This is a genomic window from Pseudoalteromonas sp. NZS11_1 (assembly GCF_015864275.1).
GTDB lineage: Bacteria > Pseudomonadota > Gammaproteobacteria > Enterobacterales > Alteromonadaceae > Pseudoalteromonas > Pseudoalteromonas arctica.
Genome location: NZ_JADYXK010000018.1, coordinates 37870 through 57831, shown reverse-complemented (window position 1 = coordinate 57831; position 19962 = coordinate 37870). Strand labels below are relative to the sequence as shown.

The window sequence follows — 19962 nt, the reverse complement described above, 5'->3', positions numbered from 1 at the left end:
ATTTACGAGCTCATCGGTTGCAAAATGTCTCACCAACTCTAATATTCATTTATGCGCGTGCACTATTTGGCACGCGCTTATTTACGTCTTTTATGGTACGTCCCTGTAACATCCTACCGTAGTTATATCTGTATGATTAGCGTCATTAAATCAAAGATTTCTAAATTAATAGAGTAAGTTAAAGACTAAACTTTTGGGCCTCATCATTTAAACCGTTTGCCATCCTAGACAATTCGCTACTTGACTGTGCGATATCTCTAACTGCCTGCTCGGTCTCTGATATACCCATATTTATGACACCTATATTTCGTGATATTTCATCGATGGTGGTTGCCTGCTGCTCAGAGGCGGTTGCAATTTGAACAACCATATCAAAAATTTCATCTACTGCTTTGCCTACATTACTATTGATTAAGTTTGCTTTCTTAGCTATTTCCTGAACTTGAGTTGTTTGTCCTACATTGTCTGTCATTGCTTGAACAGCTGCGTTACTGGCACTCACAACAGCTTCAATTATCACTTCAACCTCCATTGTAGACTCTTGCGTAGACTTAGCTAAGCTTCGTACTTCATCAGCAACAACAGCAAAACCACGCCCTTGTTCACCAGCTCTAGCTGCTTCAATTGCTGCGTTCAAAGCAAGTAAATTAGTCTGATCAGCTATCTTTTTAATAACGCCTAATACATTCACTATTTTTTCTGAATTATGCTTCAACTCCGTCACTTCATGTGCTGATTTTTTTGTAGCTTCTCCAAGAGAAACAAGTGCGTTGTAAGTACTATCATTATTTTCAGAGCCTTCTCGAGCCATTCTTTGAATATTTTCACATAATAATGATGCACTAGCAGTTGTACTCGCTATCTCTTTTACTGTTTCAGTCATTTCGGTAGTGGCGGCTGCAACTTGTATAGTTTGTGCTTGCTGCTCGGTAACTGCTAAGCTAGTTTGCTCAGTAACTGAGGCAAGCTCTGTTGCTGTACTGCCTTGCTGAACTGCAACGTTAGATAATTCACCAATCATTTTTCTGAGATTTTCTAACATGGTATGCAATGCAACTTGTAGCATGCCTACCTCATCGTGTGAATTAACTTCGATATTACTGCTAAGATCTCCTGCCGCCACTTTTTTAGCAAAATTGGAAGCTACAATTATTGGAGTCGCTATTTTTCGAGAAAAGAAAACACCAATAAATACAACAACAATTGCAGCTACTATTATAGAAATCACACTAAAAAGCACAGTCTGATGGACTGGTGAAAATGCTTCTGATTCGTCAATTTCACTTAATATAATCCAGCTAAAATCTCCAATCTTTATACTATCGAAGGCAGAAAGTACGTTATTTCCATTATAATCTTTTATTATTTTAGTACCATGCTGAGCATTTAAAGCTAAATTTACAGCCTCTGTATCAGCACCATTATTTGTTACAGTTCCTGCAAAACTTGCTTTGAGTGAATGTCCTTCTGGGTCAAGATATGAATCAGAACGCATTAGCTTATCTTCTCCAACTAGGTAACTCTCACCAGTTTCTCCCATCCCTTCGCGAACACCCATTATTTGATTAGTCCCTTCACTTGAAAGCTGCAAAGCAACTATTGTATCGCTACCATCAACAGGTATAGCAATAAACGCAGCGGGTTCTCCATTACTTGGTGCATACGGTTTGTAATCAGCAATACTAAAACTTTTAGATTGTTTAACCTCTTTAATTAAATCTCCTAAATTTGAACTCGCATATTTCCCTTTTAATATGTTTGTTTGATAATCAGATTCTCTAGCTTGAGTGTAATAAATAAGCCCATTGTTATTAATTAAAAACACATCGTAATAGTCATACTTCTGTATATATTCTGTAAAAAAGCGATCATAGTTGTCTTCCTCAAGCTGCGGAACAATTAAAGCCAAAAGCTCAATATCTGCCCTTTTTTGATTAAAATAATTTTCGATCTGAGTTTTTTTTATTTGATTAATCGCCTCAAGCGACTGAGATATATTGTATTCGACGCGTGATTTTGATTGTAATGTAGAAATTGTAGTAATTATGAGGGCGGGTATTATCCCTACGAGTAGGAAAATTAATGTTAGCTTAGTTTTTAAACTCCAATGACTCGTTTGAAAAGCTGAACTTTCTTTCTTGCTTGGCATTTGTATTTACTAAATAAAGAGCAGTTAAGTTAAATCTAGCCTACCAAAAGCTAAAAATGAATTTATTTATTCAAAAAACCCGAATTTACAGGGGGAAACAAACAAAACAGAAACATAAAACCACTAAAATGCATTTATTATCCAAACACCTCGTTGTTTATGTATTTGTAATGGTTACAAGTTTATTTATTGCGCTCTTATGGGAAAATGATAATTTATACTTATATGAAGGGACTTAACTTTAAAATTAGAAATATCCTTTATTTTATAAAATGTCTAAAAAGCGCGTTTTACTCTGTAAAAACGCGCTGTTGGTAAGTAACTATTTCCCAATGCTTTTGCCTAATGAGCTTTAACTAAATTACTCACTTTGGTTAGAGTCAGTCCCCTCACCACTGTCTTTATTTGATGATTGCTGGCTTATTTTATCGCTTATCATGGCATCGAGTTTTTCGCCGCCTTTAATACCAAAATCTAAAGTACGAATTGGGAATGGAATACTAATATCAGCTTCATCAAGTGCCTGCTTAACGGCAACAACACCTTTATGGCGTACCGTCATAAAGTCAGGCTCGCCTGGGTATTTAATCCAAAACCATACCAGTAAGTTAATGCTGCTGTCACCAAAGCCTTCCGCGTATACAGCGGTTTCATCTTTGCGTATTACAAAGTCAAATTCGTTAATTTTTTCGACTATAACGTCTTTTGCCTTTTCTATGTCGTCACCGTACGAAATACCTACGGGTACTTCTATACGTCTAATACCTAGCGTGGTGTAATTTTTTAATACATTTCTAAATAAGACTTTATTTGGCACAAGTATTAGTTGCCCGTAAAAGCTCTCGATTAGCGTGTTACGTAGGTTTATAGAATGTATTGAACCAAACACATCATCGGTTTCTATTACATCACCTGTTTTAAATGGCTTACGTACACCCATTGCTATACCTGCAATTAGGTTTTCGGTCATGTCTTGAAACGCAAAACCAATGGCTAAACCCACAATACCCGCACCAGCAAGTAGCGAAGTAACGGTGCCTTTTAAGCCAACAAAATCGAGCGCTATAAATAAACCTATGCACAACACAATAACTTTAAAAATTGACGCCATTAAGTCGGCAATTTGTGTTGAGTCGAGTGAGCGGCGTAATACGTTTTTCATCAGCTTGCCAGCAAAGCGTGCCAATATTGAAAACACAATTGCGATCAGTATCGCAACTATAAAATTAGGGATATGACTTATTACAACATCAAACCACCCTCCGAGCTTTTCTTCTATTAGTTTTTCGGCTTCGTCAATTGACGGAATGCTGATCATTTTATTTGCACCTATTTAATTAGTGTTCTCATTAATATTAGATGAGATTGCAAATATAACGCCAACATCAAAAAAGCCATGCAATGCATGGCTTTTAAATTTTTTATTTAAGCTTATAAACCTAATTTTGTTCGTCGCGCATAAATACCGGCTCAAGCTCTTTAACTGTTGCCTCTGGGCTAAAGTAATAACCTGCTACCGTAAACTCTTTAAGTTGGCTTAACTGCGTTACTTTATTTTCGATAATGTAGCGCGCCATCATGCCGCGTGCTTTTTTAGCGTAAAAGCTAATTACTTTGTATTGACCGTTTTTACAGTCTTTAAAGTGTGGGGTAATAATTTGTGCATTTAATGCTTTCTTATCTACCGCTTTAAAGTATTCGTTTGAAGCAAGGTTAACTAAATATTGTGCATCTTGTGCTTTTAATACGTCGTTTAATTTATTCGCTATTACGCTGCCCCAAAACTCGTATAAGTTTTTGCCACGTGAATTTTCAAGCTTGGTGCCCATTTCAAGACGGTAAGCTTGCATTAAATCAAGTGGTTTTAATAAGCCGTATAAACCCGAAAGGATACGTAAATGGTTTTGTGCGTAATCAAGCTCGCTAGCTTTAAGCGTACTTGCATCTAAACCGCCATATACATCACCATTAAAGGCAAGTGCGGCTTGTTTAGCATTACTTTGTGTAAACGGCTGTGCCCACTCACTAAAGCGTGCTGCGTTAAGCCCAGATAGCTTGTCGCTAATTTTCATTAAACTGCCAATTTGCGCTGGTGTTAGTTCACGGCATACTTTCATGAGCTCTTCGCTGTGCTCTAGTAATTCAGGCTGAGTGAACTTGTCTGTTGCGGGTGGCGTTTCGTAATCAAGATTTTTTGCAGGTGAAATAACAGTGATCATAGTTAGCTATTGACTTGTAATTTATTTAGTGTCAATTTCAACATTAAATGAAACGAAAAGCACGTTTTGTTTAAATAAATCCTCTCTTAATAACCCATGCATTGCCGTTTTTTTATTGATCAGGACATAAGACCTATCAAGCATTGTCACACTGTTGCAGTATGGATTAGATATATTAAGAGTGATTAGATTTTTCTTTTAACTTGCTTGGAATGAGGAAAGCAAATGACTTCAGCTCTACAAAGGCTAAAACAACATTCATCTATCGTAGCCGACACTGGTGATATTGAAGCTATTAAAAAGCATCAACCAGAAGATGCAACTACAAACCCGTCGCTTTTATTAAAAGCGAGCGAGATTGAAGCATATAAGCCTTACCTAGATAAAGCTTGGAGCTACGCAAAAGAAACCGAGCAAGAGCCTGCTAAACAACTTGAACTAGCATGTGATTACTTTGCCGTATTACTGGGTAAAGAAATTAGCGCTATTGTACCTGGTTATATTTCTACTGAAGTAGATGCACGCCTTTCGTTTAATACGCAAGCTACGATTGATAAAGCACATACCCTACTTAGCCTTTACGAAAAAGAAGGTGTAAGCAAAGACAAAATTTTAATTAAAGTAGCGTCTACATGGGAAGGTATTAAAGCCGCTGAGCAACTAGAAAAAGAAGGGACTAAATGTAACCTTACTTTATTATTTAGCGATGCCCAAGCTCGCGCGTGTGCCGATGCAAACGTATTTCTAATTTCGCCATTTGTTGGCCGTATTTTAGATTGGCACGTTGCTAACGGTATGGAAAAACCAACCGATCCGCTACAAGATCCAGGTGTTCAGTCTGTACGCAGCATTTTTGAATTTTACAAACGCCATGACTACAAAACAGTTGTGATGGGTGCAAGTTTCCGTAATACAGGCGAAATTATTGCCCTTACAGGTTGTGACAAGCTAACTATTAGCCCTAATCTTTTAGAAGATTTAGGTAACCTTGAAGGCGCACAAGAATATTTGCTTGAAAGCGATGTTCCACAAGAGCCAAAACCAGAGCCATTAACAGAAGCACAGTTCCGTTGGTTACATAACCAAGATGCTATGGCTACTGAAAAACTAGCTGAAGGTATTCGCTCTTTTGCTGATGCACAAGAACAACTAGAGGCGCGCTTTAAAGCAATGTAATTTGCTATAATCGTGTTTTAAAAACGTCGCAATAGCGGCGTTTTTTTATGCCTAAAATACGCTACCCCTCTATATAATCTTCGTATAAACCTTCATCAATTAATCACACTTATGTAACATAACTGTCACTTTTTTATTCTATTTTAACTAGGCCTGTGGTATAGGTATTCTTGAGGTCAATAAAATCAATAGGAGAAGTTCATGGATAGCCTAAACGATATATTAGAGATATTAGAAGGACCAGATACAACAAGGAAAACCTCTCAGAAAAATAAAAAAAGAAAATGGCGCGAAATAGAAGCAATAAAAGACAAACAGCGCCTACGTAAAGAACTACAAGAACTAGACTACTTTACAGACAGTATTGCAATTGAAGAGCTCGATTTTTAATTCAATACGCCCCAACTAAACAAAAAGGCTTCCGATATATGGAAGCCTTTTTTAATGCGCTGAAAATAGCTGCATGAGATAAATTTATTATTCAGAGCCCTGGTTATTTACACCTGCCAGTTAATCGGTTTTTCATCTTGGGCTTGTAATAGCTCATTCGTTTTTGAAAAATGCTGACAGCCAAAAAAGCCTCTATGCGCCGAAAGCGGCGATGGGTGCGGTCCTTTTAAAACATGATGGCGAGCGCTATCTATGCCTTTCCCTTTTTTTTGTGCATGTGCACCCCATAAAATAAATACCACACCTTCGCAGTGCTTATTAATATGCGCTATTACATTATCGGTGAATTGCTCCCACCCTAAATGCTTATGAGAATGCGCTTGCCCTTGCTCAACGGTCAATACTGTATTGAGTAAAAACACGCCCTGATCTGCCCAGCTTTGCAGGTACCCATGTTCAGGAACAGCAAAACCGCTGATATCGGTAGCTAACTCTTTGTACATATTTTTAAGCGACGGCGGCAGCTTTTTTACATCAGGCAATACCGAAAAACACAAGCCATGCGCTTGCCCTTCTCCGTGGTATGGGTCTTGTCCTAAAATTACAACGCGTATGTCATTTAGTGCTGTGGCATCAAAAGCACTAAATACTTGAGGTTCAGGCGGATAAACAGCAACACCTTCATTGCGGCGATTAGCCACATACTCTAACGTTTCCTGCATGTAAGGTTGCTGTAATTCACTTTCTAAAAATGTAGCCCAATCGCTCATTGTGTACTCTTAATCTGTTTACGTGATGCGTCTATTTTATCACACATATCCGCGAGTCCATCTAGCATGCGCGGAGTAAAACGATGTAATAAATCGGCATTTACGCTAATAAATTGATCATTTTTAACTGCAGGCACTTCTGGCCACTTTTGCCAATTAACAACCGGCTGTGGCGTTTTTGATTTTTCATCAGGGATAATAATAACTTGTGGCTTAGTAACAATGACATTTTCGATACTAATTTGCGGGTAATCTGTAACGCTCTGTGCAAATACATTACTTACATGGCATGTTTCAATCAGTTGGCTTATCCATGTATTTTTACTTACTGTCATCATGGGCTCAGCCCATAACTGATAAAACCCGGTAATATTTTTTTTATCTTGCTGGCTTTTAACAATACCATTTAGCTTATGTTTAAATGCATTTGCCGCTTGCTGGCTTTGCTTAATGTTCCCTGTAAATTCACCAAAAGTAAGTAATTCATCGGCCACACCAGCGATTGTGGTCGGGTTACTTAAATATACTTTTATGCCCAGGCGCTCTATTTGGGCTAAATCTTCGCTTTGATTTCCGCTTTTCCACGCAATTACTAAGTCGGGTTTAAGCGCCAATACTTTTTCAAGCGAGATACCGTAATAACCGCCTATGCGCTCAATACTTTGGGCCTCAGCAGGATAGTCGGCGTAATCAACCGTGCCCACAATATTATCGCCCGCCCCTATGGCAAATAGGTTTTCGACTATATGTGGTGCAAGCGCGATTATTCGCAGTTTTTTAGAATCCTTGGTCTGCTCTGCAAGTGCACTGCCCGATACACTAAAAAGCAGCAGCCCAATAAAAAACGTTCTAAACATTAGTAATCAAACCCTTCAAGCGCTTTTATACCAGAGTCGAATGCGTGTTTTACATTACGCACTTCGCTTACAGTGTCGGCAAGGTCGGTTAAAGTACGGTGCGCTGCACGCCCTGTAATAATAACTGACTGCATTGGTGGGCGGTTATTAAGCGCTGTTACCACTTCATCTAAATCAACGTAGCCGTAGGTCACCATATACGTAAGCTCATCGAGTAAAACTAAATCAATACTGCTATCAGCAAGCATGCGTTTTGACTCTTGCCATGTTGCTTGGGCAGCTGCAGTATCGGCATCTTTATTTTGCGTATCCCAGGTAAAACCGGTGTTCATTACAACAAACTCAACACCTGCACCTTGTAATAAATTACGCTCGCCACATTCCCATGTACCTTTAATATATTGGCAAACGGCTGCTTTTTTACCATGCCCTACGCAGCGTGCTACAACGCCAAAACCCGAGGTTGATTTACCTTTACCATTGCCGGTAATTACCTGAAAAATACCTTTTACATCTTGTGCTGCAGCAACGCGCGCATCCACTTGTTCTTTTACTTTTTGTTGGCGCTGCTTGTGCTTATCGTTGTTTTGTTCAGTCATTATTGTGTCCTTCATAAATCGAGATAATTTGCTGTATGTTTAAATGCGTTTCGCACATAGTTGCTAATCGTTCTAACTGCTGATCCCGGTGAGTGGCAATACTAATTGGGTTAATTGAGGCACTTGGTTTTACCCACTTTAAAATTTGCGATGTAGCATCGGCTTCATCAAACAAACCATGTAAATAGGTGCCCGCAATGGCGTTATCATCGCTAATAAAGCCATCAAACGTAAAACCATGTGGGTGGTTTTCATCAAAGGTTAAAAATGGCTTATCAAGCGCTGCACCTTGGCTAATCCCTGCATGTATTTCGTAACCACTACAGGGTGTTGATTGGTTATTTAAAAGCAGTGTAGCGGTTATTTTAGTTAATACTTTTTGTGCTGTCAGCGTGGTTTCAAAGTCGCATAGAGCAAGCCCATTCACTTGTTTTAATGACGATTCAATACCATCGGGATCGTTGATTGTACTGCCCAGCATTTGCATGCCGCCACAAATGCCAAGTACTTTGCCACCATAGCGTAAGTGGCGCTTAATTTGAGTGTCCCAGCCTTCATTTTTCAAAAAGGTTAAATCGCCCAGTACATTTTTACTGCCAGGGAGAATTATCAGATCAACGTCTGGGATAGTTTGCGTGTGGCGCACATAATTTATATTAATATTGGGGTGCAAACGCAGTGCATCAAAATCAGTATGGTTACTAATGTGGGGAACAAGTAGCACTGCAATATTAATTGTGGCGTTGGTTACGTTATTATCAATGGCGACGGCGTCTTCAGTATCAAGCGCAAGATCGTGCAAATAAGGTAATACGCCAAGTACGGGTTTGTTTGTATATTCTTCAAGCCAATCAAGCCCGCCTTGCAGCAAACCTATATCGCCTCTAAAGCGGTTTATAACAAAGCCTTTTACGCGCGCTTGTTCTGATTCGCTTAGTAGCGCTAATGTACCCACTAAGTGTGCAAACACGCCGCCTTTGTCGATATCAGCAATGATAATAACAGGGCAATCTACCTCTTCGGCGTAACCCATATTGGCAATATCGTTTTCACGCAGGTTTATTTCAGCAGGACTCCCCGCTCCTTCAACAAGGAGTAAATCAAAGCGTTTAGCTAAGCGGTTATGTGAGGTAATTACCGCATCCATCGCCACTTTTTTATAGTCGTGATATTTGCCCGCTTCCATATTACTAATGGCTTTTCCATGAATAATAACTTGCGCGCCCGTATCGCTATTAGGTTTAAGTAAAATAGGATTAAAATCTATTTCGGGCTCGACTTTAGCGGCTATTGCTTGCAAGGCTTGCGCACGGCCAATTTCTCCGCCATCTTTTGTTACCGCGCTATTAAGTGCCATATTTTGTGGTTTAAAAGGCGCAACCTTTACCCCTCGCTTAGCAAACACTCTGCAGAGGGCTGCAACTAGGGTGCTTTTACCAGCATCTGATGTAGTGCCTTGAACCATTAAGGTTTTCATGGAATTACACCCTTCGCTTTCTAAAAAATAATAAACTTAAAAAGAACACGCTACCAATAGCAGCGGTAATAACGCCCACAGGCAATTCTTGGTTTTTTAGTAAGGAGCGCGAAAGTACATCAACCCACACCATAAATGTACCGCCCACTAAGCTGGTTACTAGCAATCCCGCGATCGTGCCTTGGGAGATAAAAAAGCGCACAATATGCGGTACCATTAATCCTACAAACCCAATACCACCACACATAGCCACCAGCACAGCGGTAATTAATGAGCTTAAAACTAACATAAGTATTCTAAAGCGCTGGACCCTGACACCTAATGTAATTGCGCTTTCATCGCCAAGTAACATGGCATTGAGTTGTCTTCTAAAGCTCAGCATTACAAACGTACACAATGTAATTACCAATAAAGGCAACCAAAGCGTAGCCCACTGCGCACGAGCAAAGCTGCCCAGTGTCCAAAATAAAATAGCGGCTACCGCCTGAGGGTCACTCCAATAAAGCAACAAACTGGTAAACGCACTAAATAAAAACGACAGAGCAACGCCAGCTAATAGCATTGATTCTACCTGTGCACTTTGCTGCCTACCTGCAATAAGAATTAATAAACTCATAGCGAGTAAGCTACCTAATAACGCTGCTGCCGATAACATAAAACCTGCACTAATACCTGCTAGCGACATAAGTAACACCACGCCAAATGAGGCACCCGACGATATACCAAATAAGTAAGGGTCGGCTAGGGGGTTGCGCGTTACCGTTTGTAAAATAAGCCCCGCAATGGCTAAGCCAGAGCCTGCTAAAAAGGCGAGTAATGTGCGTGGCATTCTTAGTTCAAAAATAATACGCGTATTAAAAGACGCATCATTTGAGAGTAAAAAGCTATTAAGTACGTCTTGAAGTGAGGTCTCTGCCGCACCAAAACTAAGTGCTGTAAATAAGCTAAATAAAGCCGCTGAAGCACTTATAAATAACGCAAGTGATTGGTGAGTATTAACAGTGCTCATATTATTCATAACCATAAAAGTAAGTGATATGAGGGATGCTTTGCCCAGATTGCGACAACTGTGGGTGGTTATTTACTTGAGCGCATACACCAAAAACGTCGCCTAGCATGTTTTCGGTTAATACCTCACTTGGCGTGCCTGAATGCGTAATTTCACCATTTTTAATAACCACTAGTTCATCGCACATTGCAGAGGCTAAGTTTAAATCATGAAACGATGCAAATACCGTTACACCCAACGATTTAGCAAGCTCCATAACCTGTATTTGGTATTTAACATCTAAATGGCTAGTTGGCTCGTCCATTATTAACAGTTGAGGTTGCTGGACTATGGCGCGGGCTATCAAGGCACGTTGCTTTTCACCGCCTGAGAGCGACTCAAAGCTTTGATCACTATGATCTTCCAACCCGACTGTATTGATTGCTTGAATGATTTTTTGTTTATCAATGTTAGTTATTGAGCTAAATAGCGATTTATGAGGCGTAAGCCCAAGTGCAATAACATCAAATACGCTTAAGTTAAATTGCGACGGGGTTTCTTGTAAAACAACCGCTACTTTTTTTGCGTACTCATCGCTTTTTAGCTGCCAAATGTCGGTGTTGTTAAATTCTACAACGCCATTACTTGGTTTATTAAAACGATATAGACAACGCAATAAGCTCGATTTACCTGCGCCATTGGGACCAATTAAGCCAACAAATTTACCTGTGGTTATTTTAAGGTTTATTTTTTTTAGAATCGTTTTATTGCCAATACCCCACGATACGTTTTTAACGTTTAGTAATGGTGTATTTAATGGCGTTTGAGTGTGCAATAGTCAGTCCTAGGCTAGGTTAAACTCACTAAAAATGCGATAAAAATACTAATGCACTACAAGAAAAAAATGAGTAAACCCGCTCGTTAAAAAAATTCATACCAATTGCATTAAATTAGTGAGCTATTACAGCAACAAATAAATAGCTTAATAACAAGGCGGAAATTATGACATATAGTTGTTATATATGAATAATTTTTAACAAAGTTAGTAAGTTATTTAATTCGCTAGAAAGATCATGTTTTTAATAAAATTGGTATTATACCATTTGTATCTGACTTACAGCTCAGCTGCTTACAGTTGCGGGAACAGTCGAGGACTCGCACCTCATTCCAAATGAAGCTCTATTATGGGCGGCTAAGTAAATAATTTAAAGCAAAAAAACCGCACTCAAAAGAGCGCGGTTAAAAAGGGAGTGTTTTAACTAGGGCGTGTTGACCTTTGTGGATTTAAATTTGTTCCATCTAGGGGCGATTAAATCGCGGCGCGAGGTTTGTAACCTAGTGGGCTAAGTAAAAACCGAGCAACAAAGAGTAAATCGTCCCTAGAAAGAACCCTGAGGGCAGCGCATGTTTGGTATTTATGCTACGTTATCGCCTATTTATGGGGAATAACCACATTTCACAGACTCTGCCTTGCCTAAAAACCAAACACACTGCTGCAAATTCAACCACCAAAGATAAACACGCCCTGCCGTTAAAACTTGTATTCAATACCTAAGCCTACGTAGTCTTGGTCAACGTTGTTGTCCATATCAAAGCTTGAGTAAAAACCAAATACTTTAATGTTTTTATTTAATTTGTGATCAAGACCAACTGAAATTGCTGACTTATCGTCGCTGTCGTCAAAGTCCATATCTTGGTATTGCACTTTAAATGTGTTGTTACCCATGCTGTAAGCAGCATTTAGCAAGTAACCATCCGCTTCTGCGCTGCCATCTACTGCTTCTTGTGTTTGGTACATTGCGCCCAATTTAAAGTTTTCAACTTTACCCTGGATTGATGCACGCACTACATCGTAGCCATTTACTTCGCTATCGGCTGCAATAGAGGCGTATACCGCGCTCTTTTTAAGTGCAACGTCACCGTAGGTCACTGCCATTGAGTAACCGTTATCAGCGTCTACATCATCTTCAGCTACAAAAGTAGCAAGTACTTTAAAGCCTTCGTATGAGTTTGATGAATAACTAACTGTATTTCCTAAGCGGTTTTCACCTTTAAATACATTTTTAATGTCGCCTTCAAGGTCGTTAAATAAATCCAACTTGCCTTGAGATTGCTTAAGCGCAGTATCGTTACGACCAATAACTACTTGGCCAAACGCACCTTTTAAACCAACGTATTGGTTACGCGCAGAAATGTTATCGTCGTTATCGCCTTTTGAATCAGCATCAGACACATCAACTTGAAACTCAAACTTATATACCGCTTCTAAACTATCATTTATTTTTTCAGAACCTTTAACACCAAGACGAGATGCATTACTTTTTATCTCAGTAAAAGACCCTTCGCCATCATCTGATGATTGCACTGTTACATTCGCTTTACCGTAAATGTCTACGTCGGCAAGTGCATTAAAAGATAAACCACTTAATAGTGCTAAGCATAAGCTCGATTTTACAAATTTCATGTTATTTCCTTGGATAATCACAAAAGACTAATTTTTAAAACTGCTGCATTTTGTCATCGCTAAATGACAGTAATATTACAATGGAAATATTAATGTCTTTTTTTATTAATAAAAATGCATTAAATATGAAATCAAAATAACATGAAAGTTTAATAAATGGTCTCTCTTACTTACTTTGCTTTAAAGACAAGCTTGGCGTCATTTGCGAAAGTAAATTAACTAAGGTTTCTATTAGCTCTTTTTGCTCGTTGTCTCTGTGGTACGCAATAAATACGTCTCTTGAGGTGTTTTCTACCCCTTTAACATGAAACAACTCACCTTTTTCTAAATGCCCTTCAACCAATACTTGAGGTATAAATGCACTACCACCACATTGCAGTATTAAATCAAGTGCAATACGTCCTGTGCTAGTTCTAAAGTAAGGTGGCGTTTTTCCTGTAAACTGGCGTGCATGCCAAAGAGAAAAAGTAGTTCCCCAATCAACATACACATATTGATTATCAAAAAAGTTTTCGTTCGTTGCTGTGTCATATCCGCTTACAGGAATGATTGGCAACTCACAAATTCGCTCTACTACTAACTCGTCTACTTTTGGTGGATCAAACAATATTGCTAAATCGAGCGTACGCTCTAATAAAAGTCGAGTGCTTTCTTGTTGTGCTTTAACTTCAGCAACCAACGATACGCCCGGCATCGCCGATACAATATTTGTTATACCAAACTGTAAAAAAGCATCCCAAATATTAGGCGTTCCTGCTAAGCTAATTTGCTTATGCATATTATCGGCAAGCGCAACATCTACTTTGGCGCGTTGCATGCCCGTAATAATCATTTGCGCGTGCGGTAATAAGCGCTCGCCAGGTGCTGTAAGTTGAATATTGTTGCGCTGACGTATAAATAAATTAACACCAAGCCCTTGCTCTAATTGGCGAATTCTAAAGCTCACTGCAGACTGCGTAATATAAAGGTTTTCGGCCGCTTTACCAAAGTGACGCGTACGCACTACTTCAACGAATGTTTTTAATAAATCGATATCCAATTTTTTATCCTCACGATAAAAATAATTTGTTTAATAAATTGCCAAACTTGCATCATACTCCAGCTAATTAATAGGGTATGAGGATAAAGCTATGAGCAATAACATTTCATTACTACGCCAAGCATTTGTTAGCCAACGTCAATTTTATGATGATCAGAATTTTCCACGTGGCTTTAGCCGCAGCGGAAACTTCACCTTATTAGAAGCCAGTATATTAGAACAACACGGTGTTGTTTTAAGAGGCTTATATAGCAAAACAATTGAGCCGCAAAACGAACATCAAGAACAGTTTGTAGCAGTAGTCACTGGCTCACAAGAACCTACCAACCCAATCGAACGAGCTTGGGTAAAATACTTAAAGCTAACGACCTGTAAAACTAAATTTCATACTTTATTTGGCCGTTCAAAAATGTCAGGGCCAGCACCAATTAGCCAAGAGTATTATTCAGAAGCGGATAACCTGTAAGTACTTAAGTTATTTGCTTTTTTGCGTTTTAACAGTTACAACTTGTATAAGCAAATATTTTTGCAAAATATAAACAAGGTGTTACGTGACGCGAAAAATACTAATAGTTGAAGATACACCTGCAATGGCGCGAGTGCAAAAGCACATCGCGCTTAAAGCAGGTTATGAAGTTGATATAGCTGAGTCATTAGCACAAACAAAAGAGCTTATAAGTAAAAATAGCTACTTTTGTGCTGTAGTCGACTTTATATTACCTGATGCCCCATCAGGTGAAGCAGTACCGTGTACTGTTAAGGCTGACATTCCAACTATTGTAATGACGGGTAATATTGATAAACAAACCCGCGATACAGTCGAAAAATATCCAATCATTGATTACATCATTAAAGAAAACAAACAAGCGTATCAATACCTCGAAAGACAATTACTTAGATTAACTCGCAACGAAAATGTAAAAGTGCTTGTTGTTGATGATTCTGCATCTACACGTACTTACATTTGCAGCTTGCTTGCACGTCATAAATATCAAATTCTACAAGCCGAAGACGGTATAGAAGCACTAGCCGCGCTTGAAGCCTCACCTGATATATCTGTAATTATTACTGATAACGAAATGCCAAACATGAATGGTGATGAACTATGCACTGAAATTCGTCGTTTATATGACAACGATGAAAAAGTGATTATTGGTGTTTCTGCCGCAGACTCGTCTGATTTATCAACGTTGTTTTTAAAAAATGGTGCAAACGACTACCTTCGTAAACCTTTTAATAATGAAGAGTTTTATTGTCGTCTAAGCCAAAACGTCGATATGTTAGAGCTTATGGCCACAATAAAACGGCAAGCTAACACTGATTATTTAACTAATTTACCTAATCGCCGTTACTTTTTTGAAGAAACCAATAAGTCACTTAAAAAGATTAAAAGTAAGCAAGGTTCAGGATCCTTAGCAATGCTTGATATTGATCATTTTAAAGTGATTAATGACACACACGGACATGATGTAGGCGACGAAGTATTAAAAGGGCTTTCTATTTGCTTTAGTAAATATTTTAAAAAGTATTTAGTAGCGCGTTTAGGTGGTGAAGAATTCGCAGTGTACTTTGCCGACACTGATAAACAAGAAGCACTAAAAAGGCTTGAAGGTTTTAGGTATTTTATAGAAATGAATAGCCAAGAATTTAGTAAAGCTAAAATTAAATTTACTATCTCTATTGGCTTCTCAAACGGGCCTGTTTATCAAATTGATGAACTATTAAAACAGGCCGACTTAAAGCTTTACGACGCTAAAGAATCTGGTCGTAATAAAGTAGTTAGTTAACCATTTTATTAGTTAATTATACTTCTGCGGCTGTAATAGCCGCTTTTTTACGTTTACGTGATTGATGATAAGAGTCCCAACTAAAAATAGCTAATGCACTCCAAATACATGCAAACGTTACTACACGCTCCGCATCAAAAATTTCACCGTAAAACACCACTGCCAATATAAACATTAGGCTTGGTCCAATGTACTGAAAAAAACCAAGTGTAGTGTATTGTAAGCGCTTAGCTGCACCGGTAAAACACAGTAATGGTAATGTAGTTACAATACCGGCACTAATCAGTAATGCATTTGTATGCCAATCGTTGGCTGGGAGGCTTGATGTTGCTGTAGGCACCATTAACCACCAATAGATGAGTGCAACAGGCAGTAATATAAGTGCTTCAAGTAAAATACCAGGCAGAGCTTCAACAGGTAACTTTTTACGTATTAAACCATAAAGCGCAAACGATATAGCCAATGAAAATGCAACTACCGGAAACGAGCCAAAACTAATTAGCTGCAGTACAACACCACTAAAGGCAAGTGCTACTGCTACGCCTTGAAACTTACGCAGGCGTTCACCTAAAAAGAGCATTCCCAGCAATACATTTAAAAGAGGGTTTATGTAATAGCCCAAACTCGCATCAAGCATATGGTTATTATTTATAGCCCATATAAATAAACCCCAGTTAAACCCAAGCAGTGCAGAGGTAATGACAAGCATAAGCAAAAGCTTAGGCTGAACAATGATGCGTTTTACTTTGTCCCAATACTTTAAAATACTTACTACCAGTACTAAAAATACAACCGACCAAACAACCCGATGCATTAAAATTTCAAAGGCAGTAACATGCTGAATTAACTTAAAGTATATTGGCGCAAGACCCCACATAAAAAAAGCAAGACAAGCAAAAATAGCACCTTTACGCTGCTCGGTATCAATCGACATAATAAACACTTAGTGATTTAAAAGGCCGCTAGTTTACTTGCCACGCGCGTTTTATCCAACTAAATACGTACCAGTTCCAAAAGCAATTTGAACAGATTGTTCGTTATGCAATTCCATTCTACACACACATACTTTATTGCCTGAGCGAATAAGTGTGGCACTTGCTATAAAGCTCTCCCCTTTTCCTGGGCGCAAATAATCAGTTCGTAAATCGATAGTGCCAAGGGTTGCTAGCTTTTGCTGTACACTCTTAATGTCTATATCGGTTAGCTTATCAATTACACTCGCTGCCGCGAGCATACCTCCTACGTTGTCGAGAACGGCTGAAATAACGCCACCATGTAATATTTTTTGCGCAGGGTTTCCTATAAATACGTCTTGCCAAGGAAAACTTATTTTTGCTTGCTCTGGAGTAAGTGACTCAACCGAGATATTTAAAAACTGATTAAATGGCATGCCATTTACAAACAATGCGCCCACTTGTTCAATTAACATTTCTTTATTCATTATTATTCTCTACGCTTAAACTGGTACGATGAGTAAAGCATAACTTAAGCAAAACTACGAGGCTCTCGTTAAGTCATTTTAAATAAGCCTGATATTAAAAAGCTATTTCAACACTAGGGTCTGTTGATCTTTCAAGGTTAAATTTACAGCAGTCTGTTTGGTATTTAGGCAAGGCAGAGCCTATGTAGTGTGGTTATTCCCCATAAATGGGCGATAACGTAGCATTAATGACAAACAGGCGCTGCCCAAAGGGTTCTTCCTAGGGGCTATTTACTCTTTGTTGCTCGGTTTTTACTTAGCCCACTAGGTTACAAACCTCGCGCCGCGATTAAATAGCCCCTAGTCTGAACAAATTTTAATCCGCAAAGATCAACAGACCCTAGCAGAGTTAAATTTACTTACAATAGGGGTAAGGTTAAGTAACTCAGCTAAAGACATCTCACTAAAAAACCACTAAAATACCTGCCAATGAATACATCAACTCCCTCTTCGAGCACACTAGTGCGTAAACCCGAAACTGTCCTCAAACAAGTGTTTGGCTACAGTGAATTTCGCGACGGTCAAAAAGCAGTTATTGACGCTGCTATTAATGGTCAAGACTCTCTGGTATTACTACCCACCGGCGGCGGAAAATCAGTATGCTATCAAATTCCTGCTTTAGTGCTTGAGGGTGTAACTATTGTTATTTCTCCACTTATATCGCTTATGCAAGATCAGGTAACACAACTGCAAGCACTTGGGGTAAAAGCAGCTTACGTTAATAACAGCTTAGCGCGAGAAGAGCAGCAATTAGTGTATCAACAGCTTCATCAGGGGCAAATTAAGCTTTTATATGTGGCACCTGAAAAAGTATTACAACGCGAATTTTTAGAACGCTTATCGCATTTAAATGTGAGTTTATTTGCCATTGACGAAGCGCATTGTGTGTCGCATTGGGGTCACGACTTTAGGCCTCATTACTTTAGATTAAATGAATTAAAGCAGCGTTTTGCACACGTCCCCATGATGGCGCTAACTGCAACTGCCGATAAAGCCACCCGTTTTGATATAGTTGAGCAATTAAAACTACAACAGCCTTATATTCATACTGGCAGCTTTGATCGCCCTAATATTCGCTACACCATAGAAGAAAAATTTAAACCTATGGTGCAATTGCTTCGTTACTTAAAAGAGCAAAAAAGCCAAAGTGGTATTATTTATTGCACCAGCCGTAAACGTGTAGACGACATTGCCGAAAAATTGGCTGATGCAGGGTTAAACGCTGCCGCTTACCACGCTGGTATGAGTAATGAGCAACGACAGTTTGTTCAAACTGGTTTTGCCCGTGACGATATTCAAATAGTGGTCGCAACCGTTGCCTTTGGTATGGGTATAAATAAGCCTAACGTGCGTTTTGTACTGCATTACGATATTCCAAAAAGTATAGAGTCTTACTATCAAGAAACAGGTCGAGCTGGGCGAGATGGACTCGCAGCTGAGGCCATAATGTACTTTGATCCAGCTGATATTGGCCGTGTAAGACGCTTTTTTGAAGACATAGACGACGAACAACGCCGCCGCGTAGAAGAACAACGCTTTAACGCAATGGCAAGCTTTGCAGAAGCACAAACGTGTCGTAGGCAAATATTACTTAATTACTTTAGTGAATATCAACGCGAGCCTTGCGGCAACTGCGATATTTGCTTAAACCCGCCAAAAAGCTTTGATGGTACCTTAGTCGCCCAGCAAGCACTTTCGTGTGTATATAGAGCTGACCAACGCTTTGGTCTTGGCTACATTGTTGAATTACTACGTGGTGCAAATACTAGCCGCATACGCGATAACAATCATCATGAGCTAAGTACTTACGGCATAGGTAAAGACAAAAGCAGTGAATTTTGGCTCAGTATTTTACGCCAGCTTATTCATCAAGGCTTACTTAGCCAAGATATAACGCAAGGTGCGTCACTTAGATTAACCGAAGCCGCGCGTGCAATTTTAAAAGGCGAGTACGCACTGCAATTAGCCGAACCACGCTTGCAAGCCAAACACGTTTATCAAGATAAGTTAGCGCAATTTAATTACGACAAAAAACTATTTGCTCGCCTGCGCGCACTACGTAAAGAACTTGCTGATGCCGATGATGTACCACCTTATGTGGTATTTAATGATAAAACGCTAGCCGAAATGGCGCAGCTTATGCCAACAAACGACAGCGAATTTTTAAAAGTGTCGGGGGTAGGTTTTACCAAATTAAATAAATACGGCGGCGAATTCTTAACTGCAATTCGTAATTACCTAGCTACAAATTAAGAAAGTTATGACTCAAATCGAATATGACCACGCCCATAAATACATTTTAATTACACCAGTCGAGCCGCCAAACGATGAAGACTTTGAGCTGTGGAGTACCCTATTTTTACACTCAGATGATGTAACACTCAACGAGTATTCTGCAGGTGCCGATCGCCATCAAGTTCGCTTTACCTATCATCAGCAAACCTTTAATTTAAACTATGAGCATTATAGCCAAAGTATTTGGATTAATGCCGAAGGCCGTGAAGCTGAGCACTTATTAGCCGCTTTAGCATTTTATTTAAGTTAGCTTTTAATACCTCGCGCACAGG

General features: G+C 39.2%; 19 protein-coding genes and 1 riboswitch. Of the genes, 6 read left to right on the top strand and 13 right to left on the bottom strand.

Features of this window, described 5'->3' with window-relative positions:
• Positions 1 to 178: 178 nt before the first annotated feature.
• From I6F44_RS13350 to yaaA, 3 genes are all read right to left on the bottom strand, one after another.
• Positions 179 to 2149, bottom strand: a complete 1971-nt coding sequence (locus tag I6F44_RS13350; protein WP_101216516.1) for a methyl-accepting chemotaxis protein — start codon at positions 2147 to 2149, stop codon at positions 179 to 181.
• A 361-nt stretch (positions 2150 to 2510) separates the two neighbouring features.
• A complete protein-coding gene (locus I6F44_RS13345; protein ID WP_169044289.1) occupies positions 2511 to 3467 on the bottom strand; it encodes a mechanosensitive ion channel family protein in 957 nt (318 codons plus the stop codon).
• A gap of 121 nt (positions 3468 to 3588) precedes the next feature.
• The gene (gene yaaA, locus I6F44_RS13340) at positions 3589 to 4368 is read right to left on the bottom strand and encodes a peroxide stress protein YaaA (protein ID WP_007583748.1); all 780 of its coding nucleotides are present in this window, start codon (positions 4366 to 4368) and stop codon (positions 3589 to 3591) included.
• 225 nt (positions 4369 to 4593) lie between these two features.
• Between yaaA and tal the strand changes: the two genes are divergently transcribed.
• Both tal and I6F44_RS13330 read left to right on the top strand, forming a co-directional pair.
• On the top strand, positions 4594 to 5544 hold the full coding sequence (tal, locus tag I6F44_RS13335; RefSeq protein ID WP_007376481.1) for a transaldolase: 951 nt from the start codon (positions 4594 to 4596) through the stop codon (positions 5542 to 5544).
• Between the two features lie 201 nt (positions 5545 to 5745).
• A complete protein-coding gene (locus I6F44_RS13330; RefSeq protein ID WP_007583746.1) occupies positions 5746 to 5934 on the top strand; it encodes a DUF3545 family protein in 189 nt (62 codons plus the stop codon).
• 107 nt (positions 5935 to 6041) lie between these two features.
• Here I6F44_RS13330 and ung read toward each other — a convergent pair whose 3' ends face one another.
• The 8 genes from ung to I6F44_RS13290 form a co-directional block, all read right to left on the bottom strand.
• The gene (gene ung, locus I6F44_RS13325) at positions 6042 to 6704 is read right to left on the bottom strand and encodes a uracil-DNA glycosylase (RefSeq protein ID WP_197173933.1); all 663 of its coding nucleotides are present in this window, start codon (positions 6702 to 6704) and stop codon (positions 6042 to 6044) included.
• Positions 6701 to 7561, bottom strand: a complete 861-nt coding sequence (locus I6F44_RS13320) for a cobalamin-binding protein (protein ID WP_197173932.1) — start codon at positions 7559 to 7561, stop codon at positions 6701 to 6703. The genes ung and I6F44_RS13320 overlap by 4 nt, the downstream gene beginning before the upstream one ends.
• Positions 7561 to 8160 carry a cob(I)yrinic acid a,c-diamide adenosyltransferase gene (gene cobO, locus I6F44_RS13315; protein ID WP_197173931.1) on the bottom strand — a complete coding sequence of 200 codons (600 nt, stop codon included), beginning with the start codon at positions 8158 to 8160 and terminating at the stop codon, positions 7561 to 7563. Before cobO ends, I6F44_RS13320 begins: the two co-directional genes overlap by 1 nt.
• Positions 8153 to 9637 (bottom strand): cobyric acid synthase, encoded by a 1485-nt coding sequence (locus I6F44_RS13310; protein WP_197173930.1) that lies wholly within the window; start codon positions 9635 to 9637, stop codon positions 8153 to 8155. Before I6F44_RS13310 ends, cobO begins: the two co-directional genes overlap by 8 nt.
• A 4-nt stretch (positions 9638 to 9641) precedes the next feature.
• Positions 9642 to 10646: a FecCD family ABC transporter permease gene (locus I6F44_RS13305; protein WP_197173929.1), complete on the bottom strand. Its 1005-nt coding sequence runs from the start codon at positions 10644 to 10646 to the stop codon at positions 9642 to 9644.
• A 1-nt stretch (position 10647) separates the two neighbouring features.
• A complete protein-coding gene (locus tag I6F44_RS13300) occupies positions 10648 to 11460 on the bottom strand; it encodes an ABC transporter ATP-binding protein (RefSeq protein ID WP_197173928.1) in 813 nt (270 codons plus the stop codon).
• 248 nt (positions 11461 to 11708) lie between these two features.
• Positions 11709 to 11846: riboswitch (cobalamin riboswitch) on the bottom strand.
• A 310-nt stretch (positions 11847 to 12156) separates the two neighbouring features.
• Positions 12157 to 13089, bottom strand: coding sequence for a porin (locus I6F44_RS13295; RefSeq protein WP_076925095.1), 933 nt, complete (start codon positions 13087 to 13089; stop codon positions 12157 to 12159).
• 166 nt (positions 13090 to 13255) lie between these two features.
• Positions 13256 to 14128 (bottom strand): LysR family transcriptional regulator, encoded by an 873-nt coding sequence (locus I6F44_RS13290; protein ID WP_024598997.1) that lies wholly within the window; start codon positions 14126 to 14128, stop codon positions 13256 to 13258.
• 91 nt (positions 14129 to 14219) lie between these two features.
• Between I6F44_RS13290 and I6F44_RS13285 the strand changes: the two genes are divergently transcribed.
• Both I6F44_RS13285 and I6F44_RS13280 read left to right on the top strand, forming a co-directional pair.
• Positions 14220 to 14594 carry a DUF413 domain-containing protein gene (locus tag I6F44_RS13285; RefSeq protein ID WP_007583734.1) on the top strand — a complete coding sequence of 125 codons (375 nt, stop codon included), beginning with the start codon at positions 14220 to 14222 and terminating at the stop codon, positions 14592 to 14594.
• 85 nt (positions 14595 to 14679) lie between these two features.
• Complete coding sequence (locus I6F44_RS13280; protein ID WP_024598998.1) at positions 14680 to 15915, top strand: response regulator; 1236 nt, start codon at positions 14680 to 14682, stop codon at positions 15913 to 15915.
• Positions 15916 to 15931: 16 nt separating this feature from the next.
• Here I6F44_RS13280 and rarD read toward each other — a convergent pair whose 3' ends face one another.
• The gene (rarD, locus tag I6F44_RS13275; RefSeq protein WP_024596242.1) at positions 15932 to 16849 is read right to left on the bottom strand and encodes an EamA family transporter RarD; all 918 of its coding nucleotides are present in this window, start codon (positions 16847 to 16849) and stop codon (positions 15932 to 15934) included.
• A gap of 51 nt (positions 16850 to 16900) precedes the next feature.
• A complete protein-coding gene (locus I6F44_RS13270) occupies positions 16901 to 17356 on the bottom strand; it encodes a thioesterase family protein (protein ID WP_024599000.1) in 456 nt (151 codons plus the stop codon).
• 468 nt (positions 17357 to 17824) lie between these two features.
• Between I6F44_RS13270 and recQ the strand changes: the two genes are divergently transcribed.
• A complete protein-coding gene (gene recQ, locus I6F44_RS13265; protein WP_166421311.1) occupies positions 17825 to 19648 on the top strand; it encodes a DNA helicase RecQ in 1824 nt (607 codons plus the stop codon).
• A gap of 7 nt (positions 19649 to 19655) precedes the next feature.
• Entirely contained in the window at positions 19656 to 19940 is a 285-nt protein-coding gene (locus tag I6F44_RS13260; protein WP_024598872.1) for a DUF3630 family protein, read from the top strand.
• Positions 19941 to 19962: the final 22 nt, after the last annotated feature.

Coding starts and splice junctions, on each gene's coding strand:
- I6F44_RS13350 (WP_101216516.1), bottom strand. CDS start 2,149: ATGCCAAGCAAGAAAGAAAGTTCAGCTTTTCAAACGAGTCATTGGAGT.
- I6F44_RS13345 (WP_169044289.1), bottom strand. CDS start 3,467: ATGATCAGCATTCCGTCAATTGACGAAGCCGAAAAACTAATAGAAGAA.
- yaaA (WP_007583748.1), bottom strand. CDS start 4,368: ATGATCACTGTTATTTCACCTGCAAAAAATCTTGATTACGAAACGCCA.
- tal (WP_007376481.1), top strand. CDS start 4,594: ATGACTTCAGCTCTACAAAGGCTAAAACAACATTCATCTATCGTAGCC.
- I6F44_RS13330 (WP_007583746.1), top strand. CDS start 5,746: ATGGATAGCCTAAACGATATATTAGAGATATTAGAAGGACCAGATACA.
- ung (WP_197173933.1), bottom strand. CDS start 6,704: ATGAGCGATTGGGCTACATTTTTAGAAAGTGAATTACAGCAACCTTAC.
- I6F44_RS13320 (WP_197173932.1), bottom strand. CDS start 7,561: ATGTTTAGAACGTTTTTTATTGGGCTGCTGCTTTTTAGTGTATCGGGC.
- cobO (WP_197173931.1), bottom strand. CDS start 8,160: ATGACTGAACAAAACAACGATAAGCACAAGCAGCGCCAACAAAAAGTA.
- I6F44_RS13310 (WP_197173930.1), bottom strand. CDS start 9,637: ATGAAAACCTTAATGGTTCAAGGCACTACATCAGATGCTGGTAAAAGC.
- I6F44_RS13305 (WP_197173929.1), bottom strand. CDS start 10,646: ATGAGCACTGTTAATACTCACCAATCACTTGCGTTATTTATAAGTGCT.
- I6F44_RS13295 (WP_076925095.1), bottom strand. CDS start 13,089: ATGAAATTTGTAAAATCGAGCTTATGCTTAGCACTATTAAGTGGTTTA.
- I6F44_RS13285 (WP_007583734.1), top strand. CDS start 14,220: ATGAGCAATAACATTTCATTACTACGCCAAGCATTTGTTAGCCAACGT.
- rarD (WP_024596242.1), bottom strand. CDS start 16,849: ATGTCGATTGATACCGAGCAGCGTAAAGGTGCTATTTTTGCTTGTCTT.
- I6F44_RS13270 (WP_024599000.1), bottom strand. CDS start 17,356: ATGAATAAAGAAATGTTAATTGAACAAGTGGGCGCATTGTTTGTAAAT.
- recQ (WP_166421311.1), top strand. CDS start 17,825: ATGAATACATCAACTCCCTCTTCGAGCACACTAGTGCGTAAACCCGAA.
- I6F44_RS13260 (WP_024598872.1), top strand. CDS start 19,656: ATGACTCAAATCGAATATGACCACGCCCATAAATACATTTTAATTACA.